The organism is uncultured Streptococcus sp. (assembly GCF_902463925.1).
Classification (GTDB): domain Bacteria; phylum Bacillota; class Bacilli; order Lactobacillales; family Streptococcaceae; genus Streptococcus.
The window spans coordinates 140895-161626 of record NZ_CABQHE010000002.1 but is presented as its reverse complement, the minus strand read 5'-3'; the positions used below and the strand labels follow the sequence as shown (position 1 = coordinate 161626).

19 protein-coding genes and 5 pseudogenes are annotated in these 20732 nt (G+C 36.3%); 5 read left to right on the top strand and 19 right to left on the bottom strand.

Annotated features, from left to right (window positions below; translation table 11 throughout):
- Positions 1 to 235: 235 nt before the first annotated feature.
- The 5 genes and pseudogenes from RDY04_RS02500 to RDY04_RS09560 all read left to right on the top strand — a co-directional run.
- On the top strand, positions 236 to 688 hold the full coding sequence (locus RDY04_RS02500; RefSeq protein ID WP_303950481.1) for a DUF3290 family protein: 453 nt from the start codon (positions 236 to 238) through the stop codon (positions 686 to 688).
- The gene (locus RDY04_RS02495) at positions 685 to 1317 is read left to right on the top strand and encodes a DUF421 domain-containing protein (protein WP_303950478.1); all 633 of its coding nucleotides are present in this window, start codon (positions 685 to 687) and stop codon (positions 1315 to 1317) included. Before RDY04_RS02500 ends, RDY04_RS02495 begins: the two co-directional genes overlap by 4 nt.
- 66 nt (positions 1318 to 1383) lie before the next feature.
- A complete protein-coding gene (locus RDY04_RS02490; RefSeq protein WP_303950475.1) occupies positions 1384 to 1578 on the top strand; it encodes a CsbD family protein in 195 nt (64 codons plus the stop codon).
- 73 nt (positions 1579 to 1651) lie between these two features.
- Positions 1652 to 2854, top strand: a pseudogene (locus RDY04_RS02485) (IS3 family transposase).
- Positions 2790 to 3053, top strand: a pseudogene (locus tag RDY04_RS09560) (IS110 family transposase); the annotation flags it as partial. The pseudogenes RDY04_RS02485 and RDY04_RS09560, both read left to right, overlap by 65 nt.
- 275 nt (positions 3054 to 3328) lie before the next feature.
- Here the strand turns inward: RDY04_RS09560 and RDY04_RS02480 are convergent.
- The 19 genes and pseudogenes from RDY04_RS02480 to galE form a co-directional block, all read right to left on the bottom strand.
- Complete coding sequence (locus RDY04_RS02480; protein ID WP_303950472.1) at positions 3329 to 4348, bottom strand: helix-turn-helix transcriptional regulator; 1020 nt, start codon at positions 4346 to 4348, stop codon at positions 3329 to 3331.
- A gap of 6 nt (positions 4349 to 4354) precedes the next feature.
- Positions 4355 to 5278 carry a DMT family transporter gene (locus tag RDY04_RS02475; protein WP_303950469.1) on the bottom strand — a complete coding sequence of 308 codons (924 nt, stop codon included), beginning with the start codon at positions 5276 to 5278 and terminating at the stop codon, positions 4355 to 4357.
- The gene (locus RDY04_RS02470) at positions 5268 to 6032 is read right to left on the bottom strand and encodes a DUF4931 domain-containing protein (protein ID WP_303950467.1); all 765 of its coding nucleotides are present in this window, start codon (positions 6030 to 6032) and stop codon (positions 5268 to 5270) included. Before RDY04_RS02470 ends, RDY04_RS02475 begins: the two co-directional genes overlap by 11 nt.
- 1 nt (position 6033) lies before the next feature.
- Positions 6034 to 6864: a DUF6282 family protein gene (locus tag RDY04_RS02465; RefSeq protein ID WP_303950463.1), complete on the bottom strand. Its 831-nt coding sequence runs from the start codon at positions 6862 to 6864 to the stop codon at positions 6034 to 6036.
- The gene (locus RDY04_RS02460; protein ID WP_303950460.1) at positions 6851 to 7525 is read right to left on the bottom strand and encodes an RraA family protein; all 675 of its coding nucleotides are present in this window, start codon (positions 7523 to 7525) and stop codon (positions 6851 to 6853) included. The genes RDY04_RS02465 and RDY04_RS02460 overlap by 14 nt, the downstream gene beginning before the upstream one ends.
- Positions 7512 to 8618 carry an isocitrate/isopropylmalate dehydrogenase family protein gene (locus RDY04_RS02455; RefSeq protein ID WP_303950457.1) on the bottom strand — a complete coding sequence of 369 codons (1107 nt, stop codon included), beginning with the start codon at positions 8616 to 8618 and terminating at the stop codon, positions 7512 to 7514. The genes RDY04_RS02460 and RDY04_RS02455 overlap by 14 nt, the downstream gene beginning before the upstream one ends.
- Positions 8615 to 9376 (bottom strand): alpha/beta fold hydrolase, encoded by a 762-nt coding sequence (locus tag RDY04_RS02450; RefSeq protein ID WP_303950455.1) that lies wholly within the window; start codon positions 9374 to 9376, stop codon positions 8615 to 8617. The genes RDY04_RS02455 and RDY04_RS02450 overlap by 4 nt, the downstream gene beginning before the upstream one ends.
- Positions 9373 to 10302 carry a 4-hydroxy-2-oxovalerate aldolase gene (locus tag RDY04_RS02445; protein WP_303950452.1) on the bottom strand — a complete coding sequence of 310 codons (930 nt, stop codon included), beginning with the start codon at positions 10300 to 10302 and terminating at the stop codon, positions 9373 to 9375. Before RDY04_RS02445 ends, RDY04_RS02450 begins: the two co-directional genes overlap by 4 nt.
- Before the next feature lie 613 nt (positions 10303 to 10915).
- Positions 10916 to 11366, bottom strand: a pseudogene (locus RDY04_RS02440) (IS30 family transposase); the annotation flags it as partial.
- 642 nt (positions 11367 to 12008) lie between these two features.
- Positions 12009 to 13394, bottom strand: a complete 1386-nt coding sequence (locus RDY04_RS02435) for an amino acid permease (protein WP_303950450.1) — start codon at positions 13392 to 13394, stop codon at positions 12009 to 12011.
- Between the two features lie 424 nt (positions 13395 to 13818).
- Positions 13819 to 13923 (bottom strand): annotated as a pseudogene (locus RDY04_RS02430) (nitroreductase); the annotation flags it as partial.
- Positions 13899 to 14063, bottom strand: a pseudogene (locus tag RDY04_RS02425) (VOC family protein); the annotation flags it as partial. The pseudogenes RDY04_RS02430 and RDY04_RS02425, both read right to left, overlap by 25 nt.
- A gap of 136 nt (positions 14064 to 14199) precedes the next feature.
- Positions 14200 to 14649: an Rrf2 family transcriptional regulator gene (locus RDY04_RS02420; RefSeq protein ID WP_303950448.1), complete on the bottom strand. Its 450-nt coding sequence runs from the start codon at positions 14647 to 14649 to the stop codon at positions 14200 to 14202.
- Positions 14650 to 14833: 184 nt separating this feature from the next.
- Complete coding sequence (locus RDY04_RS02415) at positions 14834 to 15697, bottom strand: alpha/beta hydrolase (RefSeq protein ID WP_303950445.1); 864 nt, start codon at positions 15695 to 15697, stop codon at positions 14834 to 14836.
- On the bottom strand, positions 15684 to 16976 hold the full coding sequence (locus RDY04_RS02410) for a PTS transporter subunit EIIC (RefSeq protein WP_303950444.1): 1293 nt from the start codon (positions 16974 to 16976) through the stop codon (positions 15684 to 15686). Before RDY04_RS02410 ends, RDY04_RS02415 begins: the two co-directional genes overlap by 14 nt.
- A 189-nt stretch (positions 16977 to 17165) precedes the next feature.
- Positions 17166 to 17798, bottom strand: coding sequence for a nitroreductase family protein (locus RDY04_RS02405; RefSeq protein ID WP_303950442.1), 633 nt, complete (start codon positions 17796 to 17798; stop codon positions 17166 to 17168).
- Positions 17799 to 17889: 91 nt separating this feature from the next.
- Positions 17890 to 18576, bottom strand: coding sequence for a DUF1275 family protein (locus RDY04_RS02400; protein WP_303950439.1), 687 nt, complete (start codon positions 18574 to 18576; stop codon positions 17890 to 17892).
- Positions 18577 to 18679: 103 nt separating this feature from the next.
- On the bottom strand, positions 18680 to 19522 hold the full coding sequence (locus RDY04_RS02395) for an aldo/keto reductase (protein ID WP_303950436.1): 843 nt from the start codon (positions 19520 to 19522) through the stop codon (positions 18680 to 18682).
- A gap of 133 nt (positions 19523 to 19655) precedes the next feature.
- Positions 19656 to 20657, bottom strand: coding sequence for a UDP-glucose 4-epimerase GalE (galE, locus tag RDY04_RS02390; RefSeq protein WP_303950434.1), 1002 nt, complete (start codon positions 20655 to 20657; stop codon positions 19656 to 19658).
- Positions 20658 to 20732: the final 75 nt, after the last annotated feature.

Genomic DNA, 20732 nt, shown 5'->3' with positions numbered 1-20732 from the left:
ACCAAAAGTTTAGGCAAGTTCTTATGATTGTTTACCTCAATTATAAGCATAATTTGTGAAAAATTCAACAAAGTCTTAAAGAAATCATAATATTTTGGCTTAATGTCTTTAAGTTATCCCAGAATCTAATTTACTTTTAAAGTCTAGCTCAACCCCTCATTTTCTGGATGAACTTATTGAAATTAAAGACTTTTTATCCTATAATACTAGCGATACTGTGAAAGGGAACCTATCAATGAAATTCTACTCCTATGACTATGTGCTAAGTCAGATTAGTCAACAAAACTGGGTCTTGGTCGCCATTTCCGCCCTGTTAATTCTTGTGACTGGCGTATTTGCTTTTAAGGCCTACAAAAATAGGCGTGATACTAAGTTTCGTGAACTCTCTATCATTTCTATTTTAACCTTGGTGGCTATTGTCCTTATTGCTATCAGCAATTTCCAAACTAATCAGACCAATGATAACCAGTTTCGAGCATCCCTTCACTTTATTGAAGTCATTTCGAAACAACTAGATGTTAAAAAAGAGGATATCTATGTCAATACATCTGCAGCCACTGATGGAGCTATCGTAAAAGTTAAAGACCACTACTACCGTGCCATTGCAGGGTCGGATCCTGATAGCTACTTGCTCGAACAAATTAAACTATACAAGCCTGATGTGGAACTCGTGGAGGTTAAACAATGACATCTTTTTATCTTACTGTTGCAATTAAGCTAGCCTTGGGGCTTGTATCACTGGTCTTTGTTATCAATGTTACTGGTAAGGGTAACTTAGCACCTAGCTCAGCTACTGACCAAGTACAGAACTTTGTTCTTGGTGGAATCATTGGCGGTACAATTTATAGTAGTAACGTTTCCATCCTTCAGTACATTGTTATCCTGGTTATTTGGACTATTTTGATCTTACTTCTTAAATGGCTCAACACCAATATTCGCTTTATCAAACATTTGATTGACGGTAAACCAACGGTCATCATTACTCATGGAAAATTAGACTCTGAAGCTTGTCGTGCCAAGGGACTGTCTGCCTCAGATGTAGCCTTGAAACTTCGTTCTCAAGGAATTTTCCAACTCAAAGAAGTTAAACGTGCTGTGATCGAGCAAAACGGTCAATTGATTGTGGTTCGTGTAGGTGATGAAAATCCTAAATACCCAATTGTCACAGATGGCGTAATCCAGTTGGAAATTCTTGACAGTATCGGAAAATCTGAAGCATGGTTAAACGACGAACTTACTAAAATGGGATATGACAACATTTCAGATATCTTCATCGCTGAATACGATAAAGGAAATATTAATGTGGTAACTTATTAAACAAATCACTTGCCTTACGGTTTAAGATTTTCTACAATGGTCTCATCATAAAAAGGAGGTACTATCATGAGTATCGAAGATAAATTTAATCAAGCTAAAGGCGCTCTTAAAGAAGGCGCTGGCAAACTTTCTGGTGATAAAAAAACTGAACTCGAAGGTGCTGTTGAAAAAGCTGTAGCCAAAGCAAAAGACGGTATCGAAGATGTTAAAGGTAGCATTGAAGGGGCTGTTGAAGGCCTTAAAAATAGCTTAAACAAATAAAAAAAAGTTTTCAAGCCATTGAACTGCACCCCAAAAGTTAGACAGAAAAAATCTAACTTGGGGTGTTTTTATTATGAAATTGACTTATGAAGATAAAGTTCAAATATATGAACTGAGAAAGCAAGGAACAAGCTTTAAACGACTTTCAAATCAATTTGGGGTGAACATTTCTGGTCTAAAGTATATGGTGAAATTAATTGGCCGTTATGGAATAAACATCGTCAAAAAGGGAAAGAATCGTTATTATTCTCCTAAATTAAAACGAGAAATGATTGATAAAGTTCTGCTTGAAGGTTGTTCCCAACAAAGTGTTTGTCTGGATTATGGCCTATCAAATCAAGGTTTGCTTAACAATTGGATAGCACAATACAAGAAAAATGGGTATACTATTGTTGAGAAAAGAAGAGGGAGACCGCCTAAAATGGGACGTGAGCCAAAGAAGAAACCTGAAGAGATGACAGAACTAGAGCGACTTCAAGCAGAAAATGAGTACTTGAGAGCGGAGAACGCTGTTCTAAAAAAGTTGAGAGAACTCCGATTGAGGGACGAGAAAGAGCGAAGAGAAAAACGGAAATTGTTCGAGAATTGGTAACAGAGTTTGCTTTAGAGATTCTTCTAAAGATTATTAAGCTTGCTCGTTCGACCTATTATTACCACTTAAAACAGCTGGATCAAACGGATAAGAGTCAAACTATCAAAGCTGTGATTCAAGCTATTTTACTGAGCGCAAAGGAAATTATGGCTATTGTCGAATGGCTCTTGAATTGAGAAATCGTGGTTTCATGGTAAATCATAAGAAAGTGCAACGTCTGATGAAGGCTCTTGGTTTAAGTGCTCGAATTCGTTGTAAACGTAAGTATTATTCATATCAAGGAGAGGTTGGTAAGAAAGCAGAAAATCTCATTCAACTCCAGTTCGAAGCATCCAAACCAATGGAAAAATGCTACACAGATGCGACAGAGTTTGATATTGCAAGTAGCTAACAGGGGTAGTTATATCAACACCGTATTCTCATTGCATTTTATAGTGGGTAAGGGATTCAGCCTTCCATATCACGTAAAGGCAACAGCCCATACAAAGGCATGATGGAGTCTTTCTTTTTGAGATGTTTTATGGTTATTAGAAGATGTTTAAGTTAATGGAGCATTTGAAACCAGCTATTGTAGACTATATGGATTACTACAACAACAAACGCATTGATGCAAAACTAAAACTTTCTCGCCAAGGAACATATCACCAAACGTGGGAATCCCTATGCCAGAAAGATTCTCTTTAAGTGCATTCACAACATCGCTTCAGCTAGCCACACCAATCCTTGTCATATCGCAGACTTCTATGAGAAACGAAAAAGACAATCGACAATAGCTTCAACTAAGCCACATACGATTGCCTCTATACATCGTCTCATTAGAACAATGTATTATCTCATAACGCATAACAAACTTTACGATTATACTTCTACCCAAAATCGGTAAAATTGTTTATGCCATATTATTGTAACGCCTTATCAAAAAAATCACCAGATAAGGTGTTTTTTAGCATGCCCTTTTATGGATCAAAAAGTGTTAAAAATAAGACAGTAACCTCAGAATAGCCACTGTCTTATCTCATTTTTTACTCAAAGCCTTGACAAATGGTAGAAAAAAGCCGAAAGGACTTATTTCTACAAAACAGAAGATTAAGTCCTTTGGATAAATTATAGTTTTCACTTTTGGGATTACTACAAGATAAAAGTGTAGAGAATTTCTCTTTAGGTAATATCAAGAAAGAAATTAGGTATCAATTCCTTGACTTTATCTGTATTATAGTAGAATACTCTTTTACCATTTCTGATATTGTTTACAATCCCGGCCTTTTTTAAGATATTTAAATGATGTGACACTGTTGATTCACTTGTAACCAAAATTTGTGCTAAACTTTTAGTTGTTTTTTTTCCTTCATGTAGATAATATAAAATATCAATTCTAGTAGGATCTGACAATGCCTTAAATATTTCAGACATTTCTTGTCTGGCCAGATTACCAATATTACGAGAGTTAACATTGTAAGTTAAAATTATTTTTTCATTCATTTTATTAACTCTAACATGTGGCCAAGTCACAGAACTAGGCAAAAAAATTATTTTTTCACCTTTACCTAGATAATATTTTTTGTTCATTTTAGTCTGTATCTTAATGGCATTTTTTACCCAATATATCTGGTTAGAATCAATAGATTGTATGAACCTCAAAAAGCCTTGTTTGGAGATACATTTTCTTTGTTTCATCGCATAGTGATTAAGCACATTGAATACATCCGTTTTTTGAACGAAGTCTTTGAAATAATATTTGTAGTACATTTTTAGAAATGAAAAAAAGTTTAGGAATACCAGATCCGCATTTTCTACTAGATCTTCCATTAGCTTTGAATCCTTAAAATCTTTTAGTTCATTAATTAACAAACCCTTATCTTTCCCTAAAAGATTGGTTCCAAGTAAAGATATTTGTTTCTCTATACTAGATTCCTCATAAATAATTTCTTCGATAAAGAAATTGGGAATTTTACTTTTATAAAAAGGAGAAAAGTAGTTCAATTCTTGTAATATTTGCTCATCCATTACTTGTTTTGTCTCGCTTGCCCATGTAGTCATTAATCCATGGCCATCCGGATTTAGCAATACATGTAGGCTCCCCAAAACTTCATTTAGCGGAGAGTATATGCTAAAACAATTCTTATTAATTTCTGATAGATTATCTAGAAGAGATTCCGTAAAGTAAATAGTTACTGTCATTTTGGATCACGTAATTCGCTTTCTTTGGAAAAGATTATTTAACACGATGGCTAGTATTGTCATAGTAACTCCAATGAGTTCTACGTTGGTGAGCTTATATCCAAACATTATTTCAATCAAGAAGGTTATGATTGGTACAAGATTCATGAATAGAGAGCCATTTTGAGGAGTCAACAGTTTATTCCCAATATTCCACAAAAGTACTCCAATTACTCCTGAGAAAACACTCATATATAACAATTGCCACTTAATGGTTAATAAATTTGAGAGGGAAGGGATGTGTGAAATATTCAAATGTTGTAGTAACAGTATAGCACAAATAGAACTAATATTTCCTAGTAAACAACTAAGCGTCGTGTATTTTAATGAAGACCAATTTTTAAATTCAGCACCACCTATTGTATATAGTACCCACGCGATCACGCTAAGGGATATTAAAAAGATTGGTTGTAATAATGTACTTTGATTTTTAAAGATGGATAGATTACCTTTAGTGACTACTAGAATTACTCCTACTAAAGAAATGGAAACAAGAAAAAGAGTTCTCCAACCAGGAAATTCTTTTTTTGTAATCCATAATACTAATATTGAAACCATTGGAATTAGTGCCATCAATAAGGATGCTAAAATTGTACCCTGAGTTCCAGCTATTTTCTGACCTGCAAAAACCAAAAAATTATAAGCACAGAAGGCCATTGTTCCTAAAAACAGTATTTTGGGAAATTCCTTTCTATTAAGTTTAAATCCATCCTTACCTTCTTTATAAAATAATATAATTGCTAATATAGAGGCTACTATAAGATATCTTATTAATGTAAACCAATAGGGGTCTACAATTTGTAGTGCACTTCCTGCAATGGGCCATTGAGCACCAAAAACACTCCCTGCAATTAAACAACTAAGTATTCCTTTAAAAAATCTATTTTTCAAAATGACACTCCTTAACATAATTTAAATATTCATACTTTATATCCTTAATTCTTTCAGTATTGTTGACTTGTGAAACCCTATAGCCAACATAATAGGGTGAAACTATAAAACGAGGGACTACTTTACAAATCAGATTGTTATTTTGAAGAAAGAAAAATAGATTATACGAATCACAAGATTTATTGAAGTATTTATTAAGAATAAATCCTACTACATCTTTAATGACATCAGATGTTTTGTCAATATAGGAAGTACTAGATTTAATATTAAACTCGCAATAACCCATTATAGGTTTAGTTGAGATATTTACTGAGACGTATTTGTCGTCATAAATTTTATAACCTGAAAAAGACTCTTCACTGATTTCTGAATAGATGTCTGTATTTTCAAATCCCACAATCTGAGTATGTGGGTGCCTTAAACTTCCACCAGATAATGGTCCATAGTTTTTAAACATTGCTACGCTTTTAAAACGAGATTGGTTACTCAATTTTAGAAATGATTTAATAATATAGTTAATCACTCTTCTATTATAAGCGTAGCTATAATTTGAAATATCTCCGTAATGATCTTCAGATTCAATTATTAATGTCTGATAGGTGTTTTCGATCGTATTGTATTTATTGTCTAACCAAAGCAATCCATCATTCTCATCAATAATATTTGTTAATTGCTCTAAATGACAAAAAGGACATTCATCTGAATTTGATGGTTTTTTCTTAGCAATCGAGGTATTAAAAACTAAAGGTTCCATATTAGATTTTTCTTTCTCCGAAAAGGATTTTTTGTGGCGTGAAATAGAAAATATCATTGTAAATATTTTGTGATAAATTTGAATATGAAGTTAATTTATTGAAGTAGTAATCATACCCATCGCTAACGGTCATTCTATTAGTCTGACCTAAGTCTGAAGCTATAAATACTCTGTCTTGACCGACTGCATCAATTAATTCAATATCTCTTTTTATTGTTCCCTTGTTGATCAAGTTCATTAAAATATTACATTCAAAATAAATATTTGAATATCTTTTTGACATCCTATATAGTTCTTCAACAGAAAAGTTAGTTAATTTATAAAAAGGATGAGTAACAATCAATCTTACATTAAATTTCATAGCTTCACAAAGTAGTAATTCAACTTCTTTTTTGCTAGAGTGGCCACTAGCAACAGGGATATCATTTTCACCAGCAAATTTTAAAATGTCGACGACATTTGACTTTAGTTTTTCATTTATTGAAATTTGATTTCTAGGATAATCAAAATCTAAAGCAGAATGAAATTTTTTTTGCTTTATAGAAGGAGAAACATAACCAGTTAAAGTTGGCATCCAAATTATGAATGGTTTCTGGCTCATGATAAATTGGGAAACAACAGGTGGTAATTTCAATCCTCCTTGAAACTCATTCAAAACAATGGAACCGAATATTCGTTTGGAATTAAGTGTTAGTGGAACTGTTGAATTAATATGACTTTTAAAAACAGCAAAGCTATCAGATTCAATTAGTTCTTTTTCTAGAGAATCAACGGTATATCTTCTTTGATATAAATCAGGTGATGCATGGGTATGCAAATCAAAAAATTTCATCCTTATCCTCCCAAGCATGGCTGTAATTAAATGTTTCTCGGGCAATATCCAATCTTTCTCCTTTTTTAATCACATTACGTATTTTCTTCTCTTTAGCTACTACTATTTTTGCCAGTTGAATGACTTGATCGACATGTTCTTGAGGAATCACAACGATGCCATTTTCATCGCCTCGAATGTAGTCACCAAACTTTATATGTACTTCTCCTATCTTCACAGCTACTTTACTTGCCGACATTACAGTTCTTCCTTTTCCAGACTGCATGAATACTCCCCTTGAAAACATTTTATAACTACAATCTCTGATGTGTCTTATATCTCTACAAAGTCCATCAATTACGGCTCCTGGGATCCCCTTTTTAATAGCAACATCTGTAAGTATATCTCCCCAAACAGTACAATCCATTCTTCCATTGTTGGCCAATACCGGTATGTATCCTTCAGGTATGTCATCGATAAAATTTGCTGCATTCTTTTGTTTCTTTTCTGATTCAGTAGGTTCAATGTACTGAATAGTATATGCTCGTCCTACCAAATTGCATTTTTCTGTCTGGGGGGTTATCCCAGTCAAACCTCCATTAATATTGAGACTATCTAGAGCATCAGAAATGGCTGCAGTATCAAGTGTTTTTAAATTTTTTAATTTATCATGAATTTCCATAGATTTTTACGGCCTCCTCAATAATGTGTTTAGCGGATTCACTTAGTGTGGCATCTCCAGATAAATCAAAGGTACAAAACCTCTTATCTTTCGCTGTATATTCAACAGCTTTCTGGATTGATTGACTTGCTTCTTTATATCCTAGAAAGTCTAATAGCATTGCGATACTCAAGAACATAGCCATGGGATTTACTTTGTTTTGACCTGAATATTTTGGAGCCGATCCATGAACGGGTTCAAAATAGGCTGTCTCTTTGAGTCCATAATTTCCACTATAAGCTAGCCCTAGTCCTCCCATTACAGCGGCTCCTACGTCAGATAGGATGTCACCAAACTGATTTTCACAAATTACTATTTCATATTTCTGTGGTTTCTTCACTAACCACATTGCAACTGCATCAATATTTTCTACAGTATAGTTTAGCATTGGGTAATCTAGTGAATATTTTTTTATTAGTCTAAATATAATATCGCTTGAGTTTCTAAAAACATTTGGCTTATCTGCAATTACAATATTGCTTTTCCCGTGTTTCAAGGCCCACTCAGAACTAAACTTTAATAATCTATTAAATCCTTCTTCTGTGATAATTCTAATAGTAGCAGCTCCATTTTTTAGTTTATTACTATATTTAGAGGTGCTTTCATTGATAAAATTTTCTAATGGTTCAGGTATTGGATTAAAATCTAAACCACTATACAATCCTTCAGTATTTTCTCTTATAATATATACTTCAAAACTTTTGTTGTTTATTAATGAAATTATTGGTCGAACATTAGCAAATAATTGTAGCTTTTGTCGTAATTGTATTACAGGTGATACATAATCAGTGGTGTTATTGCTTTTTACTTTTAATTCTTGTTCTGCTTCATGCTTAGGTTTGCTTGTTATTGCACCAACTAAAACTGCATCACAATTCTTAATAAGATTCCATGTTTCATTTGGTACTGGATTTGCGGAATTTATCCAACATTTCCACCCAATCTCTCCATATTTCAGTTTAATGTCAAGATTTAACTCTTCGAAAATTGGAACACAAGCTTCCATAACTTCAATACCGATTCCATCCCCTGGTAGTACTGCAATTGATTTCATGAATTCTCCTCAATAAATTGTTTAATCTTTTTATAACTACTTTTTGGATTTTCTTCCAGAACCCTCATTCCAGAGTCTGGTATTGGACAAATTGTAATATTTTTAAAGAAGTCTGTGAATGGTATCGTTTCATCCATTCCTATCAATGGACTATCTTTACCGAAGATTACAAGAGTTTCTTTTTTACTTATAGTATTTTCTTCTTTAAAGTTGTGGCTCGAAATTGCTTCTAAAGATAGTTCCTCTTTGATTACACAAAAATCTTTGGATTGATTTAACGAGTTTTCTTCTAGTATTCCCCCTTTTACCCAAGAAGCCAAATTTACATTAAATCCTTTCTCTCCCATAAAATGTAAATTGTTTTTCCAGCTATTAAATACAGTTTGTACTTTTAAATTAGATTTAATTATCGTTGAAATAAAGATAGTAGGAATCTCGGAATATTTGTAAATAAACTTCTGTGCAATCATACCTCCTAAAGATACTCCGATTAACACTTTAATATTATCTATTTTTTTATCAACCAAAATATTATTTAAGACATCAGCCATATAATCTGTTGTTTTTGGAAATGTAGAATTGTTTCTTATACATAAATATTCTGGAATATCTATAATGATCAAAGTAAAGTTAGCCCCCAAAGTAAAATATAGCTTTTCCCACTCACCAACAGACATCTCATTTCCATCTTTTCTAGGTAATATGAGGACTATGTTGTTACCGTTACCGATTTTGTAATACCACTTTCTATTCATCATTTGTTTTCCTCGTCTAATAAAGAAGAAATACCTTTTAACTTATAAATTTCTTGTATTTCATCTAAATTCATATTTTTCATACCAATTATCGCACCTTCAGGTTGCGAGAGATAAAAGCCAGACTTTCTTACAACAGTGGTTAATTGATTTGCTAGTGACAAAATTTTAGTAATATTCCATTTGTAAATGAAATTTTGTCTTCTCATTAGACTTAATAGTAATTCTAGTGATAAATTTCCAGAAGATTTCCCATATCCCAAAATACTTGCATCAATAAAATCACACCCTACTTCAATAGCTGCCAGAGCATTTGGAATTGCTATTCCCAAATTATTATGAGCATGAAAACCTAACTTTTGTTTGCCTCTTTTTTTCATAATTAAATGTTTTAACGAAAAAAACATCTTCTTAATATCTTCTGGGAGCATTGCTCCATTTGAGTCAGCTAAATAAATGATGTCTGTATTTGTATCAACCAACTCATTTACCAATTCATTTAATTCTTTATGACCTAGACGACTGACACGTATTAAATTGGTACTAATAGCAATATTATATTTCGATAAAGAATTGACAATTTCTTTTACTCGCTCTAAGTTATTTTTTGTAACAGTCAATCGGACCATTCCAATACGTCTATCAGCTAGAATCTCAGCAGTTGATTGAGAAAATTTTTCAGGATTAATCATAACCGAAAATTTTCCTTCCCAATTCAGAATTTCTCCATCAGTCAGAAAGTCTAGGTACTCAGAGTCACATTTTTCTACACCAGAATCCTTAGAAATATTACCTAGATAACCGATTTCAATTAAGTCAATTTTTGCTTTGTTAAGTTCATGAACTAATTTTTTTGATTCAGATTTAGTTAATGTATTATTTACTACATAGCTACCTTCTCTGAGAGTGACATCCATTAATTTAAACATAATACCTCCTTCTAATCTAGATTATAAATAACTAGATTAGTGATTTCAATCTATTTAAAATTTATGAAATTATAACTCAATATATAAAGATGGGAAGAGATTTTTGTTCAATTTCAATTATAAAATACAAAGCTAACAAGCAATTTAAGATTTGAAGTTTATGAAATCGAAAAGGTAAATAATTCAGATATAAATAGTAATATAAAACAGAAATAGATAATTTGGCGACAAACTGAGTACATTTCAAAGTGAAATCACTTTTTGAGAAGAACAATCAAATTTCAAAAGGTTGGACCTCTAGAAATATCATTAAGAGAGGTTAATATAATTAGACGAATATTATCCGTAATAATGATACTAAGAATATCTTTATTTACATCATCGTTAACATCCATGCTTTTGGAGACAAAAATGACGAATTAGGTTGTGTTTTTTGTAAAAGAATATGTGTAGCGGTAACCGATAGTAACTTCTTGTAATTATTCTTGTACTTATATGATGAGATGCATGAGGCCTAATTATAAAAATAAACGATAAATTGCAAGAATAAGTGCAACATTTACTCTAACTCATCCATTAAAGCTTCACAAGCAGTTCTGTAAGCTAAATATTTTCATGGTCGGTGATTGGTCTTGTTCAATGCCTCATCAGAGATAGTGGCTAAATCCATTTTCTTTGGGAAATATTCTCTTGGTAAGCCATTTGCGTTCTCATTGCTTCCTCTCTACCAAGATGAATAGGCGTCCGCGTTGTTCGATGGCTGAAAACATGGATTTGGCTGTTCTATCTGGTATCTTGAAAGCTAAGTAAAAGCGCGTTTTTCGCTCCAGAAAAGTCGCTAAACACCCTTTGCTTTTGCCTCTGGAAGACACCACAGTATCAAGTTCCCAACGGCCAAAAGTTTCACTATCCCGGACCTCTTTGGGACGTTTGGTATTTGGTGTACCAATTCTAAATCTTCCACCTGTTTCTTTGGGCTGTCGACTTTTTCCTTTACGACGAAGGACGCTCAAATCCAGATCAATCAAACCAGCATAGAGCCAGTTATAGATGGTTTTATAGGTTTCCATCTTTATTCGGTCGGTTATGGTAAGATGAGAGTAGCTCATAGTTTTTCTCGGATTCTATTTGTGTGGTTACTTACAGTTTACACAATGAAACGCTATGAGTTTTTTGTTGCACTATATTTTACAATCTATCATTTGTTTTATAAACTGAAATTTCTTACGAGAATACTTGTTTCCTTTAAGGACAAAGGAAGCTAAGACAAGACTTTAAGAAAAGTTAATCTTTCCTTAAAGTAAAAAAGCCCCAAGATATTAGGAACTTTCGATCTCTAGGCTAGATAACTCTAAACTCTTCCAAAACAACTACCCCTTCATTATTGAACGTCGTTCCTGACTCATGCAAGCATTGGCTAAAGAGATTTTCATGAATATTTTACCAGTAAGCTAGGCTTCAATCTCCTTCACTTTCTTTCTATGCATGATCAACGCTAACTTGTTTAAAAGGAAGAACCACAACTTTAGTTGTTTCAATAATACAAACGGTATTTTACTTGGGCAATGGGACCTAGCTAACCGCATATAAGGCAAAAGGTGAGCTAGTTACTGTCTTTTGTACCACCAAAACCAAATTGCGAGATAGTCTATCTCTACTCCAAATATCAAAAAATGGTAGACCAAAAGGGCTCTACCATTTTCATCCTAATACTTAGAATGTTTGTAACCGTAAAAGGCATAGATAACTGAACCAATTAGCACTGCTATACCAAAGGCTAACCATGTCTGCCAACTGTACTGACTCATAAAGGAGATACAGACGATAATTGAAATAATAGGCAAGACCGGAACAAATGGAACCTTGAACTCATCCTTCTGTGGCAAGCCCTTGTCCTTACGAAGAATAATGAGGGCAATAGCCAAGAGAACTAAGTAAGCCAAGGTCGCAATGTTAACCAAGGATGCCATATTGGCCAAGGAGAAAACACCTGCTGAGATGGCTGACAATACGCCTGTCAAAAGTGTCGCATGATGTGGAACCTTATTAGTCTTTGAAACCTTTTGGAAAGTTTGTGGAAGAAATCCATCACGCGCCAAGCTATAAACCATACGGCTAAGGGCGTAGGCCATTGAAATACATACCGTAATCAAGGTCATAATAGCAACTACCGATACATAATTGGCTGCCCATGGCACACCAATGTAGCGAAGGGCATAAGCTACGGCATCATCGACATTTAACTTGGTATAGTGGACAACTCCCGTCAAGACTAATGAAACCACTGCATAAAGTGAAGCGACGATAATCAAAGCAAGAACAATACCTCGAGGAACATTCTTTTGCGGTTCCTTAATCTCATCTACTGTCATAGAGATGGATTCAAATCCAAGAAAACCAAAGAACATGAGAGAAGCACCTGCTATAATCCCCGTCTTACCACCATAAATTTGACCAAAGCCAAATGGTGCAAAGTTAGCCCAGTTGTCTGGATTAAGATGGAAAAGACCAACCAGGATGAAAACCGCCAAGGCAGAGAACTTAAGCACCACTAGGAGTGAGTTCAAACGAAGGACTTGTTTGGAATCCATGAGGAGGAGAGCCGTCACAAGCACCAAAACCAAGACTGGCAATAGGTCAATATAGGTTCCCTGACTCGGATTAAAAGGGCCACTGATAGCCTTGGGGAGCTGTAGACCAAAGCTTGCCAAGAGTCCCTTGAGGTAGGCTCCCCAACCAGAGGCAACACTAGACACGGCGTTCATGAAAACGATCATTGTAAGCCATCCGCCCATCCAAGCAGGGTACTCACCCCAAGAAGCATAGAGATAACCATAAACGCCACCAGCCGATGGATAGCGTGAGGCAAACTCAGCAAAGAAAATAGCCGACATACCCACACAAACGGCTGAAATCAAAACCGAAATAATCAGGGCTGGACCTGCCAAGGTTGATGCTGCGGTACCAGTAATGGTAAAGATACCGGTTCCGACCATGGCACCAATCCCCAAGAGGACGACATCCCTAAGGGTCAGATGCCGTTTCATCTCGGTTTGAGCCAAACCGACATTCTTTTTACGAAAAATACTCATTTTTATACTCCATTTTCTGAGAAATACCGCACTATTATACCATACTACAGGACAAAAATAGAGCTATTTCTGTGTTTTTATACCTCTATTAATAAAAAGCATATTCAAGATTAAGATTTCGTAACAAGTATTTTCTAACATGTGGCTATATCTATCAAAAACCGACTGCACAAAACTTTGCTTTAGTTGTCCATTATTCTGCGGTTTTAGTAAATTGGGATCATTTAAATTAGAAAACACTATGAAACTGAAAAGGGTTTCAAATTTCAAATTCTAGCTTTCATTTATAATTTATCTAGTAACTGGTCTTAGGATAGAAAAAATAACAAGATTTCTCAATCCTGCTACTTTTTTGTCTTATCATTTTGATAATGTTTAGTCATAGTACAGCCAATCGTCAAACTGACTGCCCGAGTTAAAGTAATTACTTGTCACCAAAAACTTTGAAACGACCTTCTGTTTGTAAGTCTTTGTCTCCTGCTGGTGCTACAATTTGACCAAATGGTGCTTGAGCACGGAGTTTCCAGCTCCCAAGATAGCCTCTTTTTCCATTTGGGAGAGGATTTCAAGACCTATAATCTGTGTATAAAAGGCCGTCTGACGAGCCAAATCCTTAACATTTAGCACTGCCTCCGCTAAACAAATCTTACTATTGTAATCGTATGTCATCTGATTTTTCTCCTGTGTTGTAATTTTTTATATGGCAATATTACACTTAGTTTTATTGTAATGTCAATTATTACAACTCGCAAATAAAAAAAGAAACCGAATGGCTTTCGATTTCTTATAGACTGAGGTCTAAAAATCAAGCTCCAGTTTCTTTCCAGTTGCCCTTAGCATCCTTTAAAATACCAGCCAAAGTTTTCTTTTCAAGCTCTTTTTCCATTGCCATTTGAACGTCTTCTAGGCTTTGGTCCAAGATCCCATGAATATTTCGTCCTACTGGACAAGCTGGATTAGGATTGTCATGAAAACTAAAGAGTTGGCCACTTGGACCGATGCAATCCACCGCACGATAAACCTGCAAAAGGTTAATCTCCTCTGGCGTCTTGGCTAACGTGGCTCCTCCGCTTCCCCTTTGAACAAAAATCAAGTCTGCTTTCTTTAGTTGAGACAAGGTTTTGCGGATAATAACAGGGTTAACTCCCACACTACCAGCCATAAAGTCACTGGTTAACTTAGTTTCATTTCCCTTATTTTGTGCTATAAGAGTCAAAATATGAACGGCAATGGTAAAGCGACTTGGAATTTGCATATTTGGGACCTCTCATTCTTCTTTGCTATTTTACTTGATTATAACAAAAAACAAGTTGTAAAACAAGAAGTTACAACAGCTTGAGGAGTCAATCTTATCACTAAAAAAGATAGGACCATTATAGCCTCTATCTGATTATGTTTGATGATAAACAACTAGAACTGATAAGCTATATTATTCTCACTTACTGAGGCTCTAGTTTGGTCTTTTGTTTCTTACGGACACCCTGCCCCTCAATATGTTGTTTGACCAGTTCCACTACTTCATCATTTGTTGGTAAATCTGAATGTTGAGCATCTTCACCTGTAACCGTAATTTCAGTATAGCTTTTTGCTTGGTTCTGATAGATATATTTTCCAGCTGACACACTAGCATCAGGCACCAACTCATCCGAATCATAAGTGATAGTCCCTGCTACTGAATAGACATGTAGGGTGGACGGAATATTCTTCTTACCAGCTATGAAATCCGCAAGCATGACCGATTTATTTTTGATATTGGTTTCAGTGAAATTATAGGGCGTCCCGATAGTCATGAGTGAGTTTATCTTAACATCATAATCACTCAGATAATTTTCAATAAAGTCTGTATAAATCAAACCACCATTGGAATGGGCCAGACCTTTGAAATTATTGAAATTGTATTTATTCTGCAAGGTTTCAAAGGCCTGATTCATCATCTTGGCTTGTTTTTTGATATTGCTGTAGCCGTCGTTGTTATTTTCAAATCCGATAACAATAATAGGTTCATTGTCATTTTTCTTGATTTTTCCTTCAAAGGTGATACGACCATTGTTCCAAACCTTGACCTTTAGGAGGCTATGCTTAGCTCCAGGACGATCTTGATTGAGCTTACGTACCAAGCCATCAAAGCGATTTTCTGTAGCGGAACTCCCTGGAATCATGATAATAGGGGACAATTTTGAATTATAGAAAGTCTCGATTTCCTTGACATTTTTCCTAGTCCAACTATAAGACGGAACAGCCAAACCAATGAGAAAGACCGCCACAAGGATAAAGGCCAACTTCGTTTTTTTACTGAACTTCATTGCTTTCTCCTTCCTCTTTCAAACCGTGTTGCACCTTATTAGACAGATGAACAAAGGGAATAAAGATTGCAACATCAACCGCAAAACAGAGCAGGCTAACAGCAAGTGCCCTCAGGCTACCACCCGTTCCAATAAAGGCGTAAAAAAGGCTCGGCGTACCATCTGGTACAGGGTAAACCGCCGCAGGCATGAGGCGAGTAGCCAAAGCCACCGTTGCTATTCCCATATTGACCATAGGTGCTAGAAGAAAAGGAATTAGATAAACCAGATTTAGTAAGACCGGTATCCCTACCATCAAGGGAGTCCCATTATTAAAGAGACTAGGGAAAACACTAAGAAGACTAACCTTCTTATCCTTAAAGCTGGTTGATTTTAAGAGTAGAGCTACCAAGAGAGCCAGACCTGATCCAATACCAGCAACCAAGCCGTAACTATGATAAAGATTTGTTAGCGTATAAAGGTGAGGAAGTCCAGTCGTCGTATGGTGGGAGACGGCATAGGTCAAATTCTCCAAGGCAAAACTATCCTCGGCAATAGAATTTAGGGCAAAAGCCTGACTATTTCCAACCCAAGCAAAGAAAGTGTTCAAAAGTCCCATCATAAAGGTTGAGAATAGATGGTTATCAGTTACAGTAAAGGTAGAGGTGAACTGCCTAATCGTCTGAAAAACATTAGCCTGCTCTCCAATCACAAAGAGAATGTTAAGGCTAATGGCTAAAATGAGTGATAAAAAAATGGGACGAACGGTCTTAGGTTGATAAATATAGTCCTTGTCCACAATCTGATCATCACTAGCTCTTGAAAAGCGAAAAATCTGGCCAACCAGATAACCCACGAAGATAGCCAGCATAATATTAATCGAAGCTGGTAAATTGATACGTGTCTGGACGCCATCGTTTAGCGGTGACAGCAACAGTTCCTGCGAACCTATAATCAGGCTAACCAAAAGAGACGTGACTCCAGCCGTTCCAGTACTTCTACCGTAGTGACCAGCCGTGTATTTTCCTGCAAAGTAGGTTGACAAGGGACCCGCTAAACCACCAAGAAAACTGGAAAGATTGTTGAGCACCTGACCAGTTATCTTAAAGGCTGGTAACCAGTCTGAAACTGAAAACAGCTGGTTAATATAACCAAGCTCTGAAAAAACAGATAGTGAAATCACCCGAATAATTCCTGAAAACAGAAAGAAGGGAAAGAGCGAAACCAAGGTCTTCTGAGTAATCTGGACAAAGCCTCGCTCACGAAACCAGAGAAACCTCTGAACCAAATAGTTTGTCATAAAAGACTCCTAGTAAAAGGCAAAAGTAAACTTTAAATTCAACGTTTTTCTTCATTATAGCACAAAGAGAGAGGCCTTACCTTAATCCTAGATTACAGCAACTTCCCAATATTGCTAAAAACACTTAGCTATCTCTTAATACAAAAAAAACATAAGTCTCCACTTCCGAGACCTATGGTCGATTATCTATTATGCAAAAGTTGTCACATCAGAGGCGTCCAAACGAACAGACTCAAAGCCTTCTTCATTGGCTTTCCCGAGAGCAATAATTAAGATAGGTACATGACGGTCTTCATCAAGTCCAAACGCTTTGGCAAGGCCATCTTTTTTATAGCCACCGATGGCGTTGGTATCATAGCCATAAGAACGTGCAACCAACATCAACTGCATAGCAGCAAGGCTGGAATCGATATGGACAATTTCATTCATCATTTCGCGAGGAGCATTTTCATACATTGGTACAATGCTTGACAATTGTTTTTCTTTGACCTCTTCAGGCATTTTTCCCTGAGCAACAGCCTTACCGTAGATTTCTTCAGCTCTTTCTTGACTCTTCAAATCAGCAAAAATAAGGACCATGGCTGATGATGTTTCATTTTGCACCCCATTATAGCTGACAAAAGGTTTCAATTTTTCTTTACCTTCTTCGCTTTCAACAACAACAAAACGCCATGGTTGCATGTTGACTGATGATGGTGCCGTAACTGTCTTATCTAGGATTTCCAACAGTTCTTCTCGCGGAATCTTAACAGATGGATCAAAGTTACGAATAGAACGACGGTTATATACAATATCTGAAAAATCATTGCTTACTACAGGCATCTGATGTCTCCTTTTTTTGATTAAATGAAAATAATGTAACCAAAATTATAACACAAGACAATTGTTATCAAAAATATTTGCTACAAAATGCCTAAAGATTGGTCTCCTTGAGTCCTAGACGTTTCACTTCAGAGGAATAGTAAACCATGATGGTAATGAGACTGAGTGTGATTAGCCAGATTGACCAAATCTGGATATAATGCATCAGAACAGCTGCGACAATAGCACCAACGACAAAGCTCCCTACGACAAAGCTATAATTGACAGCCTGACGACGATATTCTCTCTGATCACCGCTTCCCTGAATGGCATAATAGAGGGCTGTTAACATCCTTCGATAATTACCTGAGGTCATAAAAATCACGAAAGGATGATTCTCAATCTGACTACCAGTAAAGGTCTTCATCATGATACCTGCAGAAAAAGCGATAATCGGGAGCTCAATCAAGGCATTTGAAGGTAGGAAAGGCAGGATGGCTGTCATGACACAAAGTGGAAGCAGACCATACACTCGCCAATAAGCATTCTTACGTTGATCTTTAAACCACATGCCAAAAAGAAAGCCTAAAGAAAAGAAAAAGATTGAAAAGCAACGCAATAAGTTATAGTACATACTACTGTTTCGCCAGTCAGCGACCAACAAAAGGATATTCCCAGTCTGTGTAGCAACTAAACTATGGTAGTACATATGACAAAAGACATCCAAAGCCCCTCCTGAGAAACTCAACAAATTAGCCATCAGACGCGTATTTTGAGGAAGAAGGTTTCGCGATTCCATAACATAACTTCCCTTCTAATAGTGATTGATAGGATAACTTTATTATAGCAAATTCGGGAACACACAGTAGAAAAAGCAACCCTCACGAGTTGCCTCTATCCTATTAAAAATTAACTGTGTCAGGATCATCCTGAGTCTTGATGCCTTGAATCTTATCCAAGACTGCCATATCTTCCTCTGACAAATCAAAGTCAAAGATATCCAAGTTAGCTTCGATATTTTTTGGTGTCACTGACTTAGGTAGTGGCAAGAAACCTTTTTGAAGGCTCCAACGTAGGGCAACTTGAGCAACAGATTTTCCGTTACGTTCAGCTACTGCTTCGACGTCTTCATTTCCAAAAATGCTACCAGTACCTAGTGGGCTGTAAGCTTCAATAAGAATGTCACGCTCTTGACAATAGGCAACTAGATCTTCTTGAGCACAACCTGGAGCCAAGAGAATTTGGTTAACATGTGGCACAATTTCAGCCGTTTCAAGGAGAGCATCAAGATGATGTTGCATAAAGTTAGATACACCAATAGCACGCACCTTACCATCTTTATAGGCTTCTTCCATTGCCTTCCAAGCGCCTGCATTGCCAGCCTTCCAAGCATCATTATCACGAAGAGCCTTAGGATTTGGCCAGTGGATGAGCAAAAGATCCAAATAATCCACACCTAATCTTTCAAGTGACTCGTCGATAGAGGCTTTAGCCAATTCGTAATCGTGCTTGTCATTCCAAAGTTTTGTAGTTAGGAAAATATCCTCACGCGCCACATCACTATCAGCAATCGCCTTACCTACAGAAACCTCGTTACCGTAGATTTGCGCTGTATCAATATGTGTGTAACCAGCCTTAAGTGCGAGACTAACGCTGTTATAAGCTTCTTCCCCTTCTGGAATTTGCCAAGTCCCAAAACCGATTTTAGGAATCGCAACGCCATTTGAAAGTGTATATGTTTCCATCCTGTTCTCCTTTTCAATCTGTAACAGAATTATCTTAAAAGATATAAGATAAAAATGCAAAGATTCACTACGATGTGTAGAGAAAAACTCCAAGTGGTAGTTTGTGACCAGATGGAGCTTCTATTCCTTATGATTAATCTCTATCATCATACCCATTTGGATGGCTTGAATGCCATGCCCAGGCACTTTCGATGATTTTTTCGATGTTGTCGAATTGTGGTTTCCAGCCTAGTACCGTACGAGCCTTTTCAGAGGATGCAATCAATGTATCTGGGTCACCAGGACGACGATCAGCTTTCTCAGCTGGGATTTCCTTACCTGTTACCTTGCGAGCTGCCTCAAGGATTTGCAGATTTGAAAATCCTGTTGAAGAGCCTAGGTTGAAGGCTGTTGACTCATTGCCTTTGCGGAGATATTCCACTGCCAAAAGGTGAGCATCTGCCAAGTCAAATGGATGCACGTAGTCACGAACATTAGTTCCGTCTGGAGTATTGTAGTCGTCACCAAAAATCATGATTTTCTCACGCACACCTTGAGCCACTTGGAGAATAATTGGCAAGAGATGGGTTTCAGGACCATGGTCCTCACCGATAGAACCGTCAGGCTTAGCTCCTGCTACATTAAAGTAACGAAGAGGGACATACTTGATGCCGTAGGCTTGGTCTGACCACTTCATGATGGTTTCCATCATGAGCTTGCTTTCACCGTAAGGATTGATTGGGTTTTGTGGTGTGGTTTCAAGGATTGGAATTTCCTCAGGAATACCATAAGTCGCAGCTGTTGATGAGAAAACAATGTATTTGACACCACATTCGTTCATTACCTCAAGCAACTTCACCATACCAGCAGTGTTATTGTCGAAATATTTAAGTGGTTTTTCCATAGACTCAGCCACAAGTGAATAGGCCGCAAAGTGAATAACCGCATCGACATCAGGATTTTCCTTAAAGACCTTACGCATAAAGTCCTGATCCGCCAAATCCCCCTCGTAGAATACAGCATCTGGATGAACTGCCGCACGGTGACCAGTCACCAAGTTATCCACGACAACGACTTTTTCTTGCCCTGCTTCAACCAAACGATCCACCATGTGAGAACCGATGTAACCAGCCCCACCTAAAACTAAGATTGCCATAAAATTTACCTTTTTCTTATTTTTCTATATTATAACATAATTCTAGACTTTAGGACTAACCTGAGTTAAGTAAGG